Raw genomic sequence first — 16,243 nt, 5'->3', positions numbered from 1 at the left:
TCACGATCATTCTAGAGCGGTGGTTCTGTTCCGGACCAGGCATCCTGCAGCAGCGCGCGGATGTCAGCCTGGCTGAACGGCCGCGGATTGGCATAGGGGTTCTTGACCGCGATCGCGGTCGCCCGGTCGAGATCAGGCTCGGTCAGACCGAAATCCTTCAGCCGCGTCGGCGCGCCGAGCTGCACGGCGAAACGATGCAGCGCCTTGCCGGGCGTGGCGCCACCGAGCGCGAGCGAGATCGGCGCCAGCAGATCACCGGTGACCGCCGCATTGAAGCCGATCGTGTGCGGCAGCAGGATCGCATGCGTCTGTGCATGCGGCGTGTCGAAGCTGCCGCCGAGCGTATGACAGAGCTTGTGATGCAGCGACATCGAGGCGCCGCCAAGGGTCGCGCCGCACAGCCATGCGCCGTACAGCGCCTCGGCGCGGGCGTTTCTGTCGGAGAGGTTCGCGACCACGGCCGGCAACGCGGTCGCGAACGCCCTGATCGCATCCGCCGCCATCAGCGACAGGATCGGATTGCGGTCCGGCGCATACAGCGCCTCGGCGGCATGCGCGATCGCGTTGAGGCCTGACGAAATGGTCATCTCCTTCGGCAGGCTCAGCGAGAGATCGACGTCGTAGATCACCGTCTCCGGCAGGATCGCGGGATCACGCCGCGTGGTCTTCTCGCCACTGCTGGTCTCGCCGAGGATGTCGGTCATCTCGGAGCCGGCATAGGTGGTCGGGATGGCGATCTGGTCGGCCCCGGTGCGCAGCGCGATCGCCTTGCCGAGCCCGATCGACGAGCCGCCGCCGAGCGCGATCACGCAATCCGCCCCACTCTGCTCATAGGCCGCCACGGCTTCGCGGGTGACGTCCACGGGCGTGTGCATCACCGCGCCGGCGAAGACGCCGGCCGTAGCGCTGCCGAGCCGGTCGGCGAGCGCATCGATGTCCTTGCGCTGCTGCGGCGTCGCCAGCAGCAGCGCGCGCCTGCGGCCGAGCCGCTGCAGCTCGGCGCCGAGCTGCGACAATGTGCCCGCGCCGAACACGACGCGCGAGCGGATACCCGGGAAGACGAAGGCGCGTGTGCTCGTCATGTCATGCTCCGCGTCTTCGGCGCGCGCGCCATGACAAAGGTGTAGGCGAGGCTCCACGGCACGTCCTTGCGCCGCGTCGGCTTGAAGTCGGCGAGCAGGCTCGGCTTCACGCAATGTAGCGCGTCTTCGGTCGTATCAGTGCGGTCGAACAGCTGCGTCGTGATCGGCTCGAAGCCGGCGGCGGAGACGATGAAATGAATGCTGGCCGGGCGCCGCAGCGGACAGCCGAGCTGCCCGAGCAGCCGGCCCGCGGGACCATCGACCGGCACAGCATAGCTCGCCGGCTTCACCGTGAGATAATCGAACGCGCCATCAGCATCGGTCGTGAAAATGCCGCGGAGATTGCAGTCCGGCTGCTCGTCCGGCTGCTGGTTCTCGAAGAAGCCCTGCCCGTTGGCCTGCCAGGTCTCGACGACGGCGCCGGCAATCGGATGACCGTCGAGATCCACCACCCTGCCCGCGACCGCGAGCGGCTCACCTGCGCCGTCGAGACAGATGTTCGCGCCATTGGGGCGGCGCGGCGCGTCGGCGCGATAGAACGGGCCGCGCGGCGCGTTCGGCGTGGCGCCCGCGGGACGGCGGCTGTTGATGTCCTCGACCAGCGCGGTCGCGCCGATGAGGTCGGCCAGCAGCACCCATTCCTGGCGGTTGTCGGTGGTGGCATCGCCGACGGCTGCGAGATACCCCATCGCGTCGCGCCATTCTGCCCTGGTCGGACGAAGCTCGCGGATCAGCTGATGGATGTGGCTGACGATGGCGATCATGCCGATCGCCAGCCGGCCGTCGCCGGCCCGCGCGATGCGCTCCAGCATGGCCTCGCCCGGCTGTCCGCCACTGCGATCGATGGGCAGCTCCTGCCGCATCGTCCCTCCCCGGAAACGTTGTCCTGTTTCGTGGAACGGTAGCAGGGCCCGGCGAGGGCATTGATGATTTTTGCGCGGGATAATATAGCAAATTGCTATGAAGATCGACGAACGCCACCTCGTCCAGCTCGCCGCCGTCATCAATGCCGGGGGCGTCACCGAGGGCGCCGCGCTGCTCGGCATGACGCAGCCGGCGGTCTCGCGCACGCTTGCCGCCCTGGAAAAGCGGCTGGGCGAGCCGCTGTTCGTCAAGGGCCGCCGGCCGCTGCGTCCGACGCCGTTCGGCCGGGCGCTTGCCGATCACGGCCAGGCCATGCTGCTCGCCTCGCGCAAGGCGTCCGAGTTGATCGACAATTTTCGCCACGGGCTGGCCGGCTCCGTGCGTGTGGCCGGGACACCGTTCTTTATGGATGGCCTGATCTCCGGCCTGATCGCCGAGTTCCACAACGTCCGCCCCGACGTGCGCGTGATCCAGAGCTACGGCTACATGCCGGACCTGCAGGAGGCGATTCGCGCCGACCGCATCGATCTCGCCATCTGTCCGGTCGACGTGCTCGACGGCGATGACCTCGAATTCCAGTCGATCCTGCCCGGGCGCAACGTCATCGCCTGCCGCGTCACCCACCCGCTGCTGATGAAACGCAAGCTGAAGGGCCCGGAGATCCTGGACTATCCCTGGATCGCGCCGCCGCCGAACAGCCCGCTGCAGGCCGACATGCGTGCGCTGCTGCTCTCGTTCGGCTCGACCGGCGTGAGCATGCCTTACGTGGGCGGCTCGCTGGCAAGCGCGATGAACTATTTGAAGCGTACCGACGCGCTGACGATCCTGCCGCACGGAGTCGTCTTCGCCTACCGCAAAGAGCGCGAGATCACCGCCCTGCCGCTGCGCGTGCCGCATCCGGAGCGCGCGCTCGGCATTCTCCGGCTCGCCGGAAGCCCGCAATCGCCCGCGGTGCTCGCGTTCTCGGACTCGGTCGCAAAGGGTTTTGCCGCGCTCGCCGAGTTGATCCGCCGCCACGAGCAATCGGTCATCTGGAAGGGCTGATCACCGCAGATAGCTGGCCAGGTTCAGGCTCTGGATCTTGGAGATGGCCGTGTAGGACGCTGTCAGCTGCGCCTGATACGTCGACAATTGTGCAGTGACCGCCGCGACGTCGACGCTGGTCAGGTCGGTCGCAAGGCTCTCGGCATAGCTCTTGTAGTCGGTCTGCTGCGACTTGCCGCTCTCGATCCGCGACGCGGCGTCGGATAGTTTCGCCTGCACCGTCGCCACCTCGTCCACGGCCTGATCGGCAAGCGTCAGGGCCGCGCTGATGTCGCTGTCGGACAGGTTCGCGCTGTTCGCAACATATTTGAGGACGCGCATGACCTTTTCAAAAGCCGGGTCGTCCGCCGTCACACCATAGCTCACGGACTGCCGGTCTGACACCCGCACCGACGCAAGCTCGCTGTCACCTTGGTAATAGCTGGTGTCGGCCGTCGTCAGCGAGCCCGTTCCCGACGCGAAGGCCGAGGTGTCGACGGCGGTTGTCGAGGTTCGCGCGCCGCCGAACAGATATTGTCCATCGTACTGCGTGTTGAGGATCCCCGTCATCTGCTGCAGCAATTGCTGCGCGGTACTGATGGCAGAGGAGGTTCCCGTGCTGCTGCCAGACGTCGCGGCGCTCAGCGCCGATCGCAGCTGCGTGACGACATCGGACACCTGGCCGACCGCCGAATACATCACCTGCACCTTGCTGTCGGCCAGCGTCGCCGCATCGATATAGGACTGGGCACGGGTGACCGAGACCTGCAGGTTGACGACATGCTGGGTGTCGGCGCCGTAATCCGCAAGATACTCCGATTTCAATCCCGACGCTTCCTGGACCTGCAGCGTCGCCATGGTCGCCTGCGTCCGCAGCGAGCTTGCGATCATCTGGTCGGAATTCGCAAAGGTCGCGATCCGCATCGTCATGGCATTCGCTCCGGGTTAGCTCGACTGCACGGCGCTGAGCAGCGACGAGAACATGCTGTTGACGACGGAGATGACCTGGGACGCCGCCGCATATTTGTTCTGCAATGCGCTCAGCCTGGCCGTCTCCTCGTCGATGTTGACGCCGGATTGCGAGGACAGGGAACTGGCGTAGGTCGATTGGGCCGTTGATTTCGTCGTGTAGGCGCTCGATGCCTGCGACGCCTTGCTGGCGACATTGGCGACGATGGCCGCCGCATAGTCGGCGAACGAACCGGTCGTCGCGCTCAGGCCTCCGGCCGACGAGAAACTCGTCGCGCCGGTCAGCCTGTCGTAGAGCGCGTTGATGACGGTCGCCGACCCCGACGTCAGCACCTGGCTTCCGGTCGTCAGCGTCGTGGACCCGTCGAGCGATCCGGTCGGCAGGCCTGCATCGCCGGACAGGATGCTGCTTCTCACCGCGAAGTCGGCGGCCCCCGTCCCGGTCACAAGGTCGTCCATGCCGAAATAATCGGAGAAGCCGGCGCCGCCGATCGCGCTGCTCATGTCGTTGATGGCGACGCCATACGAGGACGACGTTGCGCTGATCGACAGATGCCCGGCAGAGTCGATCGACGCGGAGACACCGGAGATGCCGTTCAGGGCGGTGACCAGGTCACCCACCGTGGCATAGGACGACAGATCGAGATCCTGGTAGGAGACGAGATTGCCGCTCTGGTCGGCCACGGCGATGCGGACCGTACCGGAGGCAGACAGCGACGCCGCGCCGCTGGTCGCCGTCGTGCCGGTCAGATTGTTCGGCGGCGGCACTGCCGATGCGCCATTCGTGGTCTCGTTGAGCGCCGATGCCAATTGTGACGCCAGTTGATCGAGCTGGCTCTGCACCGCCGGGAGCGTCTGGTCGCGCAGGGTCACCAGCGCGCCGATCTTGCCGGAGGTGATCTGCGAGGTCACGTCGACGCCGTCGACCATGATGCCGCTGAAGCCGCCGGACCCATAGCTGGAGGACGCCGAGACGTTGGCCGACGCCGTATAGCTGAGCGCGTGAACGGAGCTGTCGACCAGCGCCCGCCCCGACGACGTGTAGACCTGCAGGTCGCCGTTCGACGCCGAATAATAGCTGACGTTCATATAGGACGAGAGATCCTGCAGCGCGGCGTTGCGCTGGTCCTCGAGGTCGGCCGTGGACTGGCCCGACGCCGCCAGCTTCCGGATCTCGACGTTGAGATCGGCGATCTGCTGCAGGTCGTCGTTGACGCTTTCGACCGACGACGCGATGTCCTTGTCGGCGTTGGCGCGGAGAGTCTGTACGCTGCTGGACGTGCCGCGCAGCTGGCTCGCGAAATCATCGAGGGCGCTGACGACGGCGGACTGCAGCGACACGCTGCTCGGCGAACTCGCCAGCGATGACAGCGCTGACTCCAGCGATGCCAGCGAGTTGGCGAGCGACGTTCCGCCGGTCGACGTCCCCGACGTCGAGGCGCTGCCGAACAGCTGCTGAAGCTGTTCGAGATAGTTGTTCGTGGCGTCGGCGGAGCCGAGCTCGGAATTGGCGGCGATCAGCGACTTCAGCAGCAGCTTGTCGACATTGCTCGAAATGCCGGTGATCGACACGCCGGTGCCGATGCCGGCCGTCACGTCGGCGACCTGGTTGGCCGATTTCCGCGTATAGCCCGTAGTATCGGCGTTCGAGATGTTCGACGACGCCAGACTGATCTGCAACTCCGTGGCGGAGATGCCGCTGAACGCGACGAGCCGTGCTATATCGAGCGACATCGTTCGACTCCCGCTTCCCGTTGTCGATCACGCCCGGACATTGGTTCCGCAGGACGTCGCACGCGCGGTCAGACGCCCGCCGGCCCCATAGGGCGCGGCGCTCGCGATCTGGTCGCGGATGGCCTGCATGATCGCCTCGATCCGCCGATGGCTGGCGTCGATCGCAGCGCGCAAACGGACGAGATTCTCGTCCATCGCGCTGCGCAGCCTGATGATGTGCTCCATGAGCTGCTCGCGCAGCACGCGATCGCGCACGTCGAGGCTCGCCGTCTGCCTCGCGCATTCGGCGACCCGCTGCTCGAAAACCCCGGCCAGCCGGCTCTTGTCGTCGAGCTGCTTGGACCGCGAGGCCGGCAGCCCCTTGGCGAGTTCGGCATTCTCTTCCGAGATCACAGCGATCAATTCATCGATCAGCGCGAGCAAGGTGCGCACGTCGTCCTCGCTCGCCGGCCGTCGATCGGCCTGGGTTCCCAGTTTCATTCTGTCACTCCCATCTCAATGTTCACGGCGCCGGCTTGCCTGCGCCACGCGCGCGTAGCTGCTCAAGGCGGTCACGCGGACCGCGGCAACCCTGAATTCTTCCTCGAGCAGCGCGCATTCGCGCAGCAGCTTGCGGCGGACACTCTCGATGTCGTCCATCAGCGCCAGCAGTTGCGCTCGATCATCCTTGCCGACGGCCGCCGCGCGGAGCTTCAGCCGCCGCAACTTCCTCAACAGGACCTCGCCCTCACCGAGCCGGTCCTTGCTCCGCTCGGTCATGGCTACCTCATCGACGAGATCAGGGTGTCGTACATCTTGTTCACCGCCGAGACGACCTGCGACGCCGCCGAATAGGCCTGCTGGGCGGAGATCATGCTGCTGAACTGGCCTGTCGTGTCCGTCGTGCTGGACTCCAGCTCGCTGCCGTAGACCGTCCCCGCGCCGTTCTCACCGGACGCCTGCAAGGTCGCGTTGCCGGAGGTCGCGGTTGCCGAATACATGCCGCTGCTGTGCGCTACGAGCCCGTTCGGATCGCCGAACGTCGCCACCGCGATCTTGTAGATCGGCACGGTCTCGCCATTGGAATAGGTCGCTTCGACCAGGCCGTTCTTGCCGACAGAGATGCTGCTCAGCGTGCCGAACGAGACGCCGTCGGAATTGGCGCTGAAATTGGAGACGCTCGGGGTGGTGCTGCCGGAGGCCTTCTGCGTCAGGCCGTCGGTGCCGCCGCCGGTGGTGCCAAAGCTGAGCGCGATCGAGCTGGCCGCCGCGCCGTTGTTCCAGGTGATGCCGAGATTGGTCGAGGAGACGCTGCTCAGCGAGCCATCCGAGTTGAAGTCGATGGTATAGGTGCCGCTGGTCACCGTGCCGTCCGTGCTCGTCGCCGGCGCGAAATCGGCGGTCCATTCGTTGGCGGTCGCCGACTTGGTCCAGGTGATGTTCATGGTGTGCGCCTGACCGAGCGAATCATACACGGTCATCGAGCTGCTGAACGTGTCGCCGCTCGCGGCATCGGCCGGCAGATTGGCGGCCAGCGAGGTCTCGGTGGTGGCTCCGCCGTTGGTCAGCGCGACCCTGGTGTTGACCGGCTCGAGCCCGTTGCCGACGACGTTGCCGCTCGCATCGGTCCGCCAGCCTTCGAGATAGTAGCCGTTGTTCTCGAGATAGCCGGCATTGTCGATCGTGAACGCGCCGTTGCGCGTATAGAACGTTTCGCCGCCGGCGGTGGTCGAATTGGTCGCGACGAAGAAGCCCGATCCCTGGATCGCGACGTCGGTCGCGTTCGTCGTTGCGGCCAGCAGTCCCTGCTGCGTGATGTTGGCGCGGCCCGACACCGACACGCCGCCGGACGAATAGGCCTTGGAACTGCTCGATGCCGTCACCAGCTGCTCGAACAGGCCGGACGTCGTCTTGTATCCGGTGGTGTCGGCGTTGGCGATGTTGTCGCTGATCATGGCAAGCGAAGAGCTCTGCGCGTTGAGCGCGGAGATGGCCGAGGACAGTGCTCCAGACAGACTCATGATGCTACTCCGAAAGGTCGCGTCAGGACGTGACGCCGATGATGTTGCTGGCGCTGACCGGGACGCCGCCGACGGTGAGCGAGGGCGTGCTGGTCGATGTGTCGATGCCGGTCACCGTTCCGGTGACGGTCGTGTAGTTGAGGACCGAGTTGCCGGCCGAATCGGTGGCGGTGACGGAGATCGTGTATTGGCCGCCGTCGCTGAGCTGGTTGCCGCTCGAATCCGTGCCGTCCCAGGTGATGCTGTTGCTGCCCTTGTTGCCCGTGCTCGTGCCCGTCCAGACCGTGTTCCCCGAGGAATCGTTGATCGAGACCGATACGTTCGACGCGGCCGAGGACAACGAGTAGCCGAACGTGGCGGAGCCATTGGAGAGAACCGCCGTATCCGTCTTCGCCTCGACGGTGTGGCCGATGTAGTTGACGGAGTTCAGCGTCACCAGGCTCGAGAACGAACTGGCCAGCGAGGTCATGCTGCTGTTGAGCGACTGCTGCGACGTGTAGTTGGCGTAGGACGTCATCTGATTGACGAAGTCGGTCACGCTGGTCGCGTTGAGCGGATCCTGGTTCTGCAGCTCGCTGACGAGCAACTGGAGAAAGTCGGTCGAGCTCAGCGTCGTGCGCGAGTCGCTACTCGATGACGTCGAGGATGTCGTCGTCGTCGACGAGCTTGTTGCAGTAATCGTCATGGCTGGCTCCGGCTCTCGCAGCACCTCCGGCGTGGGGGAGATGTCTGCTGATCAAACGGCCGAAGCGCCGAGATCAGGCGCACAAACAGGTCGCGAACTACGTTGTTTTGGCGGCAGAATTTGCCGCCGCGCGCTCAGCCGGGGCGGCAAAATTCGCCTGGTACGACGCGCGGCGAGGCTCGCGCGCGCGACGAGGCATGATGACGACGGCGAACCGTCGCGACCGGCTCAATGCGCTCGAGCGCGAACGCGCCATCCGATGCGACCGCCGCATCGATTGATCATTTGGTGGGTGCGGAGTGCGTGGCCCGGCTCAGCCGGCCTCGTGGACATCGGCAGATGCGGGCGCCGTCTGTTCGGACGTCGCCTGGCCAGCCGCCGCAACGATGCGGGCGGCAAGACCGGAGGGGGCACGGATCGGCGTCGACGCCAGCGCCTGCCGCACGAGGCGCGCTTCCGCGAGCAGTCGTTCGGCGTCGGGTGACGACGCCAGCAGATCGGTCGCCGACTGGCGCTGCTCAGCGGGCCATTGGGAGAGGTCCTCACCCAGGCGGTCGATCAGATCCTCGAATTCCCTGACGTCCATCGTCCGGCCATCCCGCGTCATCAGCCTCCTCATAAAGCATTCAGGCGGCGTGCGAAATTGATATTGGCCGACGGCGACGACGGACCACGGGACATGGACCGAAAACCTGTCGATTTTGGCTGGCGGACGCGCCTGCGGCCGAACGGAATACCGCGCGCGCCGGTTGATGCTGACTGTTTCCAGCCAGTTTCAGGGAATTTCTGCGGTGCAACAGGAGACTGATTCGGGCCTATCGGCGGGAGCTCGAATCGCCAGGGGGTCGCACGCTCCGCGCAGCCGCGTCGACCGACTCCCAGGCCTCCCGCAATTGGAGCAGGCTGTTCGTGATCGTCTGGACATGCTCGCGCATGCGAGGCTTGCCGTAGGCGCGCAAGGCCGCGACAATCAGCCCGTTATAGGTCTCGAACAACTGCTCCGCCACGGCCCCGCCCCTGACGGAGTCGAGATGCAGGCTCAATCCGCGCAGGATCGCGGTCGCCCGGGTAAGCTGGGCGTACCCCTCCTCGAAGCGGCGGGCCTCCTGCGCCTGCACCGATTTCTGCAGACAGGTCATCGCGCCATTGAGCAGCATGATCACGGCGCGCAGCGGCGGCACCGCCACGGCCGCGCCGCGATAGGCCTGGCTTGCAAGTTGGGCGATCGAACTCTGGGTCATCAGTCACTCGAACTCGCGTTGAGAAGTGCTTTCAGGTAGGTCAGGGTGTTGTTGGCGCTCTCGATGGCGGCCTGATATCTCGCATACTGTGCCGTGAGCTGCGTCTGGAATGTCGCGGCCGCGCTCTTGATGTCGTCGACCTTGGCCTGCATCGTCTCGTCCTGGGACGTCAGATTGTCGATCAGCGTCTGCAGCGATCCCGTCGTGGACGAGGCGTTCTTCGCGATCTGGTAGATCTGCGTGGCGAGCCCCTGTGTCGACGTCACCGTGATCGATTGCGACGTCGAGCCGGTGTAGGTGAAGGCCATGCCGGCATAGATCGTCCCGGAATTGCCGACGATGGTATTGCCGCTGACGGTGAACAGCGAACTGTCGCCGCCGACCGAGGCGGCCGTCAGGCTTCCCGACGAATCCACCGTGAGATCGAGCGTGAAGGATTGCGGCGACGTTCCGGTGTTGACGACGCTGAGCTGACTCGACGAGGTCTTGGTCTGCGCCGACAGCAGCGTGGTCACGCCGCTGAGATTGGTGCTGAGGATCGTCGACAGCGTGCCGGTGTCGAGCTCGAGCTCGTTCTTCTCGTTGAAGGACAGGCCGAGATCGGCCATCGTGAGGCCGCCGACCGAGGTTCCGAGCACCGCCTGCAGCGTGTTCATGATGTCGCGCATCGTGCCATCGCCGAACAGCACCGCGCTCGATGCGGCAGTGCCGTCCGAATTGGTCGTCTGTTGCGCGATGACGGCGTCGCGAAACGCGTTGTAGTCGGTGACGAAGGTCTGCAGCGCCGACGAGATCTGGCTGGTATCGGTGCCGATGTCGATGGTCAGCGACGTCCCCGACGGCGTCGCCTGCAGCAGGTTGAACGTCACGCCACTGAGGACATCGGTGATGTCGTTGGTCGTGCGGGTCATGCTGATGCCGTCGAGGGTGAACTCGGCGGCCTGCGCGGTCTGCAACACCGTCGAGAAGTCGCCGGCGCTGTCGGTGACGCCGAGCGCATTGAGGACATCGTCGCCGGACGCGCTCGACGTGGTGATGTCTGCGGCATCCTGCGTTCCGGTCAGGACCAGCTGATACGATCCGCTCGACACCTGAACGACGGAGGCCTCGACATTGGTCGTGGACGTCTGCGCATTGATCGTATCGACGACGTCCAGCAACGACATGTCGCTCGTGATGGTGATGTCGGCGGTGCTGCCCCCTGAAAGACCCAGTGAGAACGTGCCCGCGTATCCGAGCGCGTCGGTCTGGCTCGACTGCGCCGTTCCCGTCACCTTGTGCGCGGTCGCGATCTGGCCGATGGCCAGCGTGTGGCTTCCCGTCGCCGCGCCGTTGCTGACCGACATCGACAACGCCGATGAGGCACTGACGTCGCCGGTCGAACTCAGCGTCGCCGCCCGCGTCGCGAAGACGTTGGTCGCGAGCGAATTCACCATCGACGTCGCGAGCGAGGAAAGCCCTGACGACAGCGTTTTCAACGCCGTCTGCAGCGTCTGATACGCGGTGATCTTGGCCTCGTTGGCGGTGATCTTGGTCGAGATCTGCGTCGCCTGTGTCAGCTTGGCATTGACGGCAGACTCGATCAGCGCGCTCCAATCGATCGTGCTCGTGGTGCTGGTCCCCGAGGTGGTCAGGGAACTGCTCGAGCTCGTCGACGAAGAGGACGATGATGTCGTACTGCTGGTGCTCGAGGTGGCGCTGCTCACCGTCATTCATCGTCCTCCGAGAATGGAGCCGGACCGGCGCAACGCCGGCCCGGCAGATCGCGGCTCAGCCGAGCAGCTTCAGGAGATATTGCGGGATCTGGTTGGCGGCGGCTTCCGCCGACACCGCCGCCTGGGTCTTCACCTGGGCCGAGGACAGCTTCGCCTGCTCCGAGGCGATGTCGACGTCCTTGATCGCCGAATTGGCGGACTGCAGGTTCTGGGTCTGGGTCGAGATCGAGTCGGCCGAGAAGTTGAAGCGCGACTCCTGCGCACCGATATCCGCGCGGGCCTTCGACACCGTGTCGATCGCCGTATCCAGCGTCGTCAGCGCAGTGTTCGCACCGGCCTGCGTGCTGACGTCGAGCGTCGACACGCCGAGCGTGGCGGCGGTGAGATCCGACAGTTTGATGTCGATCGTATCGCTGGCGGAAGAGCCGACCAGCACCGACACGCCAGTGGAGAAAGTGCTGGTGCCATCGAGCAGGCTCTGTCCCGAATAGCGCGTGCCGGTCGCGATCGAGGTGATTTCGCTGATCAGCTGCGAGAATTCCGACTGAATGTAGGTGCGGCTGGTTCCGACCGTGGTGCCGGAGGCCGACTCGGAGGCCAGCGACTTCATGCGCGCCAGGATGTCGCTGATGTTGGAGGCGCCGCCGTCGGCGGTCTGCAGGATCGACGTCGCCTGCGCGGCGTTCGTCGCGGCCTGCTGCAAGGTGGTGATGTCCGACGAGATGCGGGTCGAGATGGCCAGGCCGGCGGCATCGTCCGAAGCCGCGGTGATGCGCGAGCCGCTCGACAGCTTCGACAGCGAGCTCGTTTCCTGGTTGGAGTTGATGTTCAGGTAACGGACGGCCGAGTTGGCGGCGATGTTGGTGGAAATGGCGGGCACGGTGAGAACTCCTGAATGATCGGCAAGACACGCCGCATCGTGGACGGACTGACGGTGCGGATCAGCCCCGTCTGATCGATCAAACGGAAGCGACTGCGGGAATCAGGCGGGATTTCTGCCGCGCCGTCGCGCGTATGGTTAGCGGTCGGTAAAGGCGCCGCGAATGTCGCGCTCGTGCCGGCGCAGGATCTCGCGCAGTTGCTGACGTCCGCGCTTCAGCAGCGACTCCACCGCCGAAACCGTCGTGTCCATGACGCCGGCGATCTCACCGTTACTCATGTTCTCGTGATACGACAGGATCACCGCAATGCGCTGCTGCTCGGGCAGCCGCTGCATGGCGGCATCGAGGATGTCGCTCATCTCGGCGCGCTCGATCACGCTGACGGCATCGGGTGTGCTGTCGGCCACCTCCGGAACGACGTCGACATTTTCGGTCCGCGGCTTGCGGCGGATGTCGATGCAGCGATTGCTCACGACGCGATACAGCCAGGTCGAGAACTTCGCGCGGCCGTGCTGCCAGCGCCCGCGATGCGTCCAGACCTTGAGCATCGTGTCCTGGACGACATCCTCGGCGTCCGCGGCGCTGCCGACGATGCGCAGGGCGATCGCATAGGCGCGGTCGACGTGGCGCTCGACCAGTAGACGGAACGCAAGCTCATCTCCTGTTGCAAGCCTGTCGAGCAGTTCCTTGTCTTCATCAAAGATCGCAGGTTCGACGACGGGCTCGCAGGCGGGAACGGTGCTGGCCGACTCGCTCCAGGGCATCGATACGGCATCCTGCGACGCCGGCTCGTTCAAGGACACGCCATCGGCCGGGGCACAGACATCCAGCGCGTAGCTCATTTCCGACTCTCCAACCCGCATTGCCGATCGCGCAGTTCGCAGACGGCTTCCGATCCTTGAACGGCGCGATCGACAGATCCAGGCAAGCTATTTTTGTTGTTTTTCAATTGCTTAGATGGAAACTTTTGCCTGGAGCGCGGCAAATTCTGCCGCACGCGAAGGCCGGATCGCGCGATGTTGAAGACGAGAAAGCCGCTGGTCGGCATGGCAGGGATTCATTCCGGACGACGAATTCAGTAGAAAACGCAACCGCAACGCCAACTAACAGCAGCCGGTGACCACATCTGGCGCAACAGCGCAGCGTCGGCCCCGATGACTCGCGATGTCGTGCGAGCAGTGATTTTCACTCGGCAAGTTTTTCCGAATCACGTCGTCGAAATTATCGTATTTTTTGACGCTGTCAGTTGCCGCGTGCCGCGTTTTCGGAAACTGCCGAAGATTTTTTACGACAGTGTGCGCCTGATCGCGCGATTTCATCCGTTGTAGTTGATGCATATGATGATTTGGAGGACGATCGACCTTGCAGGTCGAGCGTTTCGTGCGCGCGTGTATTGCTGAATGTTTCAAATCACGTCGGATCTATGCACGATGATGTCTCTCGCTGTCATGAGAGCATCGGTCGCGACGTTCGCCGTGCGCGCTATCCTCCTGCCATCGGCAATTCCGAGTGCCGAACAACGCCATTGCAGAGCCAACTAATCAAACCCGCGCCCGACGACGGGACTCCATCCTTTCGCGGCCACAAGCTCAACCGTGACACGTTGAAATATCTCGAAAAGAAATGCGCGTTTGCCGTGTGAAATTAACAAGCGCAGCCGCCGATTCAGATCGCCGGACTTCAACTTGATGCGCCTGATTGGCCGCCGTCGTCCGTTTCACGCTGAAGAGGACACGGCATGACGCGATCAGACTTGCACTCCATTCACGGCGCGATAGCAATCTTGCGCAGACACGGCGTCAAGCTCGGCGACCAACAGACGCGCCGCCTGGAATGGCTGTCGCATGCGGTAGGACCACTCGCGATATGGAACGGCGAGCGCCCGTCCGCTGGCGGACGATACACCATCGTCGTCATTGATCCCCCGACGGGCGCGGGCGCGGAGCTCCTGTTCGGCGCGATGAAATCGGGCGACGCCATCGTCATTCCGTTCGGAGAAAATCCGGCATTCGATTTCCTCAAATCCAAGTTCACGGAGTGCGGCACCGTCGGCGTCTCCGCGGACGGACCCCACCTGCTATGGTGGGGAGGCATCGACCGGAGCTCTTCAAGCGGCGCGGCCGCCAAACCCGCAATGCGCATCGTCTCCTGCCATCCAAGTCGCGTCGGCGACCTGCACGTCTATCATCTGCGGCGATCGCTCGAGCGTCTCGGACTCGCTTTCGACATCGAAGCGATCGACGGACAGGATCGGCTGACGGCGGCCGACAAATCCGCTTTCCTCGCCCGCATGTGGCGACGCTCCCGCGAGCCGCTGCTGTATGTCGACCCCGACGTGATGTTTCAGGCGGTGCCTGATCTTCCTCAGCTCGCCAGCTGCGATTTTGCGGTCCACAAGTGGAACGGCTGGGAAATGTCAGCACGGACGCTGTATTTCGGCCGCTCAGTCGCGGCCGAGGCGCTGCTCGCAACCTGGCACGACATCGCCACCTCCTATCCGGACGTCTGGGACGGCTACGTGATCGACCAGGCCTGGAGCGCAGTGACGTCCCAGATGGCCCTGGACACTGTCTGGCTGCCGCGGTCCTACCATGCCGTCGCAGGCGAAGCCGATATGCGGCGCGCAACCATCGTCCACAATCTCCCGCCGACTGGCATGGATCGGGGCGCTGATGCGGATTTCGCCGTCAGGGCCCGCCTGCCCAGGCGGGCAGGTCGCGCGGGAGCCACGGATTCACTGCTCGTGATCACGTCCGAGGCGGCATCCGATCAAGCCGTCACGGTCGTTCTGCGTGACGAGGGCAGCCCCGCGCGTGATACAGCCGCGAGCCTTCAGGCGCTGACCACGGCATTCGCTCGCGACAATGGCGGCTTCTGCCGCCTCGAAGTCTCGCTTTGCGCCTGGCAAGACGACGTCCGGATTGTCAGGGACGCTGCGCGCCGATCGGACAACAATCTGATCGAGATCGCGCCCGGCCAAACGCTGCGGCCTGACCTGTTCCGCGCGCTTGCCGCCAACGCCAGGTCACAACCATTCAACCTCGTGACCGACCGCCCCTGACCCCACCGGGATTGCGCACCATGTTCGATACGATCATCCTTCTCACCGGCAGCCGCGATCAGCACCTCGCTCTGACCGAGCTCCTCAAGGCGCACAATCCGGCCTTGTCGTTCCGCTGCGCCGTGAGCTTGCAGGAGCTCGAACGCATCGAACGCGACCTGCTCGGCAGATCCCGCCTGATTGCGTTCACGTCGGGCGTCATCGTGCCATCTGATATCCTTCAGGCCCTCGGCCATGGTGCCTATAACTTCCACCCCGCCACACCCGACTATCCCGGCTGGGCGCCCGCCCACTTCGCCATGTACCAGGGTGCCGAGCGCTTCGGCGCGACGGCCCATGTGATGGAGACCCGCGTCGATTGCGGCGCGATCGTCGGGGTCGAGACATTCGACATCCCCCGTGGCATCGACGTCCGCGGCCTCGAGCAGATGGCGTTCGTGCGAACGGCCTATCTGTTCTGGCGCATGGCGCGCGAACTCGCCTGCCACGCCGCCCCACTGCCGGAGCTCGATATCAGTTGGAGCGGAGTCAAGAGCACGAAGCAGATGTATGCTGCGATGTGCGAGATGCCCGCCGACATCGCGCCGGCCGAGATGATGCGCCGTATCCGCGCCTTCCACGACGATTACCGCGGCATCGCGCTCACCGTGACCGTCAACGGCGTGCGGTTTGAACTGTCGCGGGCAAGGACTGCGGATGGGCTGAAATCCGTGAGCGCCCCCGCTCTTGCGGCCGATGGCGAGTTGCGGTCGGAGGCTCTGCAGGCCAGCAGGGTCAGCTGAACGCCCGGCTGACGGAGCGCGGCGTCGCCCCCGCAGCAGGAGGAAACCGGAGCCGCAAGCGACTCATTTCATCTTGTCCCGCGTCGCGTTTTCGTCTCTAATTTGATCGTGCAGCGTCGCTGCATGTCCGCACGCTCCGAGGCCGCAGCGTGTTTCCAAGGCAATGATCGCCATATCTCCCTTTGCGGAGAACGGCGACTTTTGGC

Annotated in this window: 17 protein-coding genes; 3 read left to right on the top strand and 14 right to left on the bottom strand. The window is 64.8% G+C overall.

What is annotated here, in order from left to right:
• Positions 1–11: 11 nt before the first annotated feature.
• Both ACQR0Z_RS15535 and ACQR0Z_RS15530 read right to left on the bottom strand, forming a co-directional pair.
• Positions 12–1,082 carry a maleylacetate reductase gene (locus ACQR0Z_RS15535; RefSeq protein WP_434919183.1) on the bottom strand — a complete coding sequence of 357 codons (1,071 nt, stop codon included), beginning with the start codon at positions 1,080–1,082 and terminating at the stop codon, positions 12–14.
• Complete coding sequence (locus tag ACQR0Z_RS15530) at positions 1,079–1,894, bottom strand: dioxygenase (RefSeq protein WP_434878802.1); 816 nt, start codon at positions 1,892–1,894, stop codon at positions 1,079–1,081. The genes ACQR0Z_RS15535 and ACQR0Z_RS15530 overlap by 4 nt, the downstream gene beginning before the upstream one ends.
• A gap of 148 nt (positions 1,895–2,042) precedes the next feature.
• Here ACQR0Z_RS15530 and ACQR0Z_RS15525 point away from each other — a divergent pair, with 148 nt between their 5' ends.
• A complete protein-coding gene (locus ACQR0Z_RS15525) occupies positions 2,043–2,990 on the top strand; it encodes a LysR family transcriptional regulator (protein WP_434919182.1) in 948 nt (315 codons plus the stop codon).
• On the opposite strand, the gene ACQR0Z_RS15520 is transcribed toward ACQR0Z_RS15525, so the two are convergent.
• From ACQR0Z_RS15520 to ACQR0Z_RS15465, 12 genes are all read right to left on the bottom strand, one after another.
• Complete coding sequence (locus tag ACQR0Z_RS15520) at positions 2,991–3,899, bottom strand: flagellin (RefSeq protein WP_434919181.1); 909 nt, start codon at positions 3,897–3,899, stop codon at positions 2,991–2,993.
• Between the two features lie 15 nt (positions 3,900–3,914).
• Positions 3,915–5,672 carry a flagellar hook-associated protein FlgK gene (flgK, locus tag ACQR0Z_RS15515; RefSeq protein WP_434919180.1) on the bottom strand — a complete coding sequence of 586 codons (1,758 nt, stop codon included), beginning with the start codon at positions 5,670–5,672 and terminating at the stop codon, positions 3,915–3,917.
• 27 nt (positions 5,673–5,699) lie between these two features.
• Entirely contained in the window at positions 5,700–6,152 is a 453-nt protein-coding gene (locus ACQR0Z_RS15510; protein WP_434919179.1) for a flagellar protein FlgN, read from the bottom strand.
• Positions 6,153–6,167: 15 nt separating this feature from the next.
• On the bottom strand, positions 6,168–6,431 hold the full coding sequence (locus ACQR0Z_RS15505) for a hypothetical protein (protein ID WP_434856729.1): 264 nt from the start codon (positions 6,429–6,431) through the stop codon (positions 6,168–6,170).
• A 2-nt stretch (positions 6,432–6,433) separates the two neighbouring features.
• Entirely contained in the window at positions 6,434–7,672 is a 1,239-nt protein-coding gene (gene flgE, locus ACQR0Z_RS15500) for a flagellar hook protein FlgE (RefSeq protein ID WP_434919178.1), read from the bottom strand.
• A 22-nt stretch (positions 7,673–7,694) separates the two neighbouring features.
• Entirely contained in the window at positions 7,695–8,357 is a 663-nt protein-coding gene (locus ACQR0Z_RS15495) for a flagellar hook assembly protein FlgD (RefSeq protein WP_434919177.1), read from the bottom strand.
• Positions 8,358–8,670: 313 nt separating this feature from the next.
• Positions 8,671–8,964, bottom strand: coding sequence for a hypothetical protein (locus ACQR0Z_RS15490; protein WP_434919176.1), 294 nt, complete (start codon positions 8,962–8,964; stop codon positions 8,671–8,673).
• A gap of 208 nt (positions 8,965–9,172) precedes the next feature.
• Positions 9,173–9,598, bottom strand: coding sequence for a flagellar export chaperone FliS (gene fliS / locus ACQR0Z_RS15485; protein ID WP_434919175.1), 426 nt, complete (start codon positions 9,596–9,598; stop codon positions 9,173–9,175).
• A complete protein-coding gene (gene fliD / locus ACQR0Z_RS15480) occupies positions 9,598–11,310 on the bottom strand; it encodes a flagellar filament capping protein FliD (protein WP_434919174.1) in 1,713 nt (570 codons plus the stop codon). Before fliD ends, fliS begins: the two co-directional genes overlap by 1 nt.
• A 58-nt stretch (positions 11,311–11,368) precedes the next feature.
• Positions 11,369–12,193: a flagellin gene (locus tag ACQR0Z_RS15475; protein WP_434919173.1), complete on the bottom strand. Its 825-nt coding sequence runs from the start codon at positions 12,191–12,193 to the stop codon at positions 11,369–11,371.
• Positions 12,194–12,331: 138 nt separating this feature from the next.
• Positions 12,332–13,036, bottom strand: coding sequence for an RNA polymerase sigma factor (locus ACQR0Z_RS15470; protein WP_434856736.1), 705 nt, complete (start codon positions 13,034–13,036; stop codon positions 12,332–12,334).
• Positions 13,033–13,242 (bottom strand): hypothetical protein, encoded by a 210-nt coding sequence (locus ACQR0Z_RS15465; RefSeq protein ID WP_434919172.1) that lies wholly within the window; start codon positions 13,240–13,242, stop codon positions 13,033–13,035. Before ACQR0Z_RS15465 ends, ACQR0Z_RS15470 begins: the two co-directional genes overlap by 4 nt.
• Positions 13,243–13,977: 735 nt before the next feature.
• Here ACQR0Z_RS15465 and ACQR0Z_RS15460 point away from each other — a divergent pair.
• Together ACQR0Z_RS15460 and ACQR0Z_RS15455 are read left to right on the top strand one after the other, a co-directional pair.
• Positions 13,978–15,255 carry a hypothetical protein gene (locus ACQR0Z_RS15460; protein WP_434919171.1) on the top strand — a complete coding sequence of 426 codons (1,278 nt, stop codon included), beginning with the start codon at positions 13,978–13,980 and terminating at the stop codon, positions 15,253–15,255.
• Between the two features lie 20 nt (positions 15,256–15,275).
• Positions 15,276–16,037 (top strand): formyltransferase family protein, encoded by a 762-nt coding sequence (locus ACQR0Z_RS15455; RefSeq protein ID WP_434919170.1) that lies wholly within the window; start codon positions 15,276–15,278, stop codon positions 16,035–16,037.
• The last annotated feature ends 206 nt before the right edge of the window (positions 16,038–16,243 follow it).

The organism is Bradyrhizobium sp. HKCCYLS3077 (assembly GCF_051167555.1).
Lineage (GTDB): Bacteria > Pseudomonadota > Alphaproteobacteria > Rhizobiales > Xanthobacteraceae > Bradyrhizobium.
Note: the sequence above shows the minus strand (reverse complement) of the source record. Positions and strands in the feature narration are given on the sequence as shown.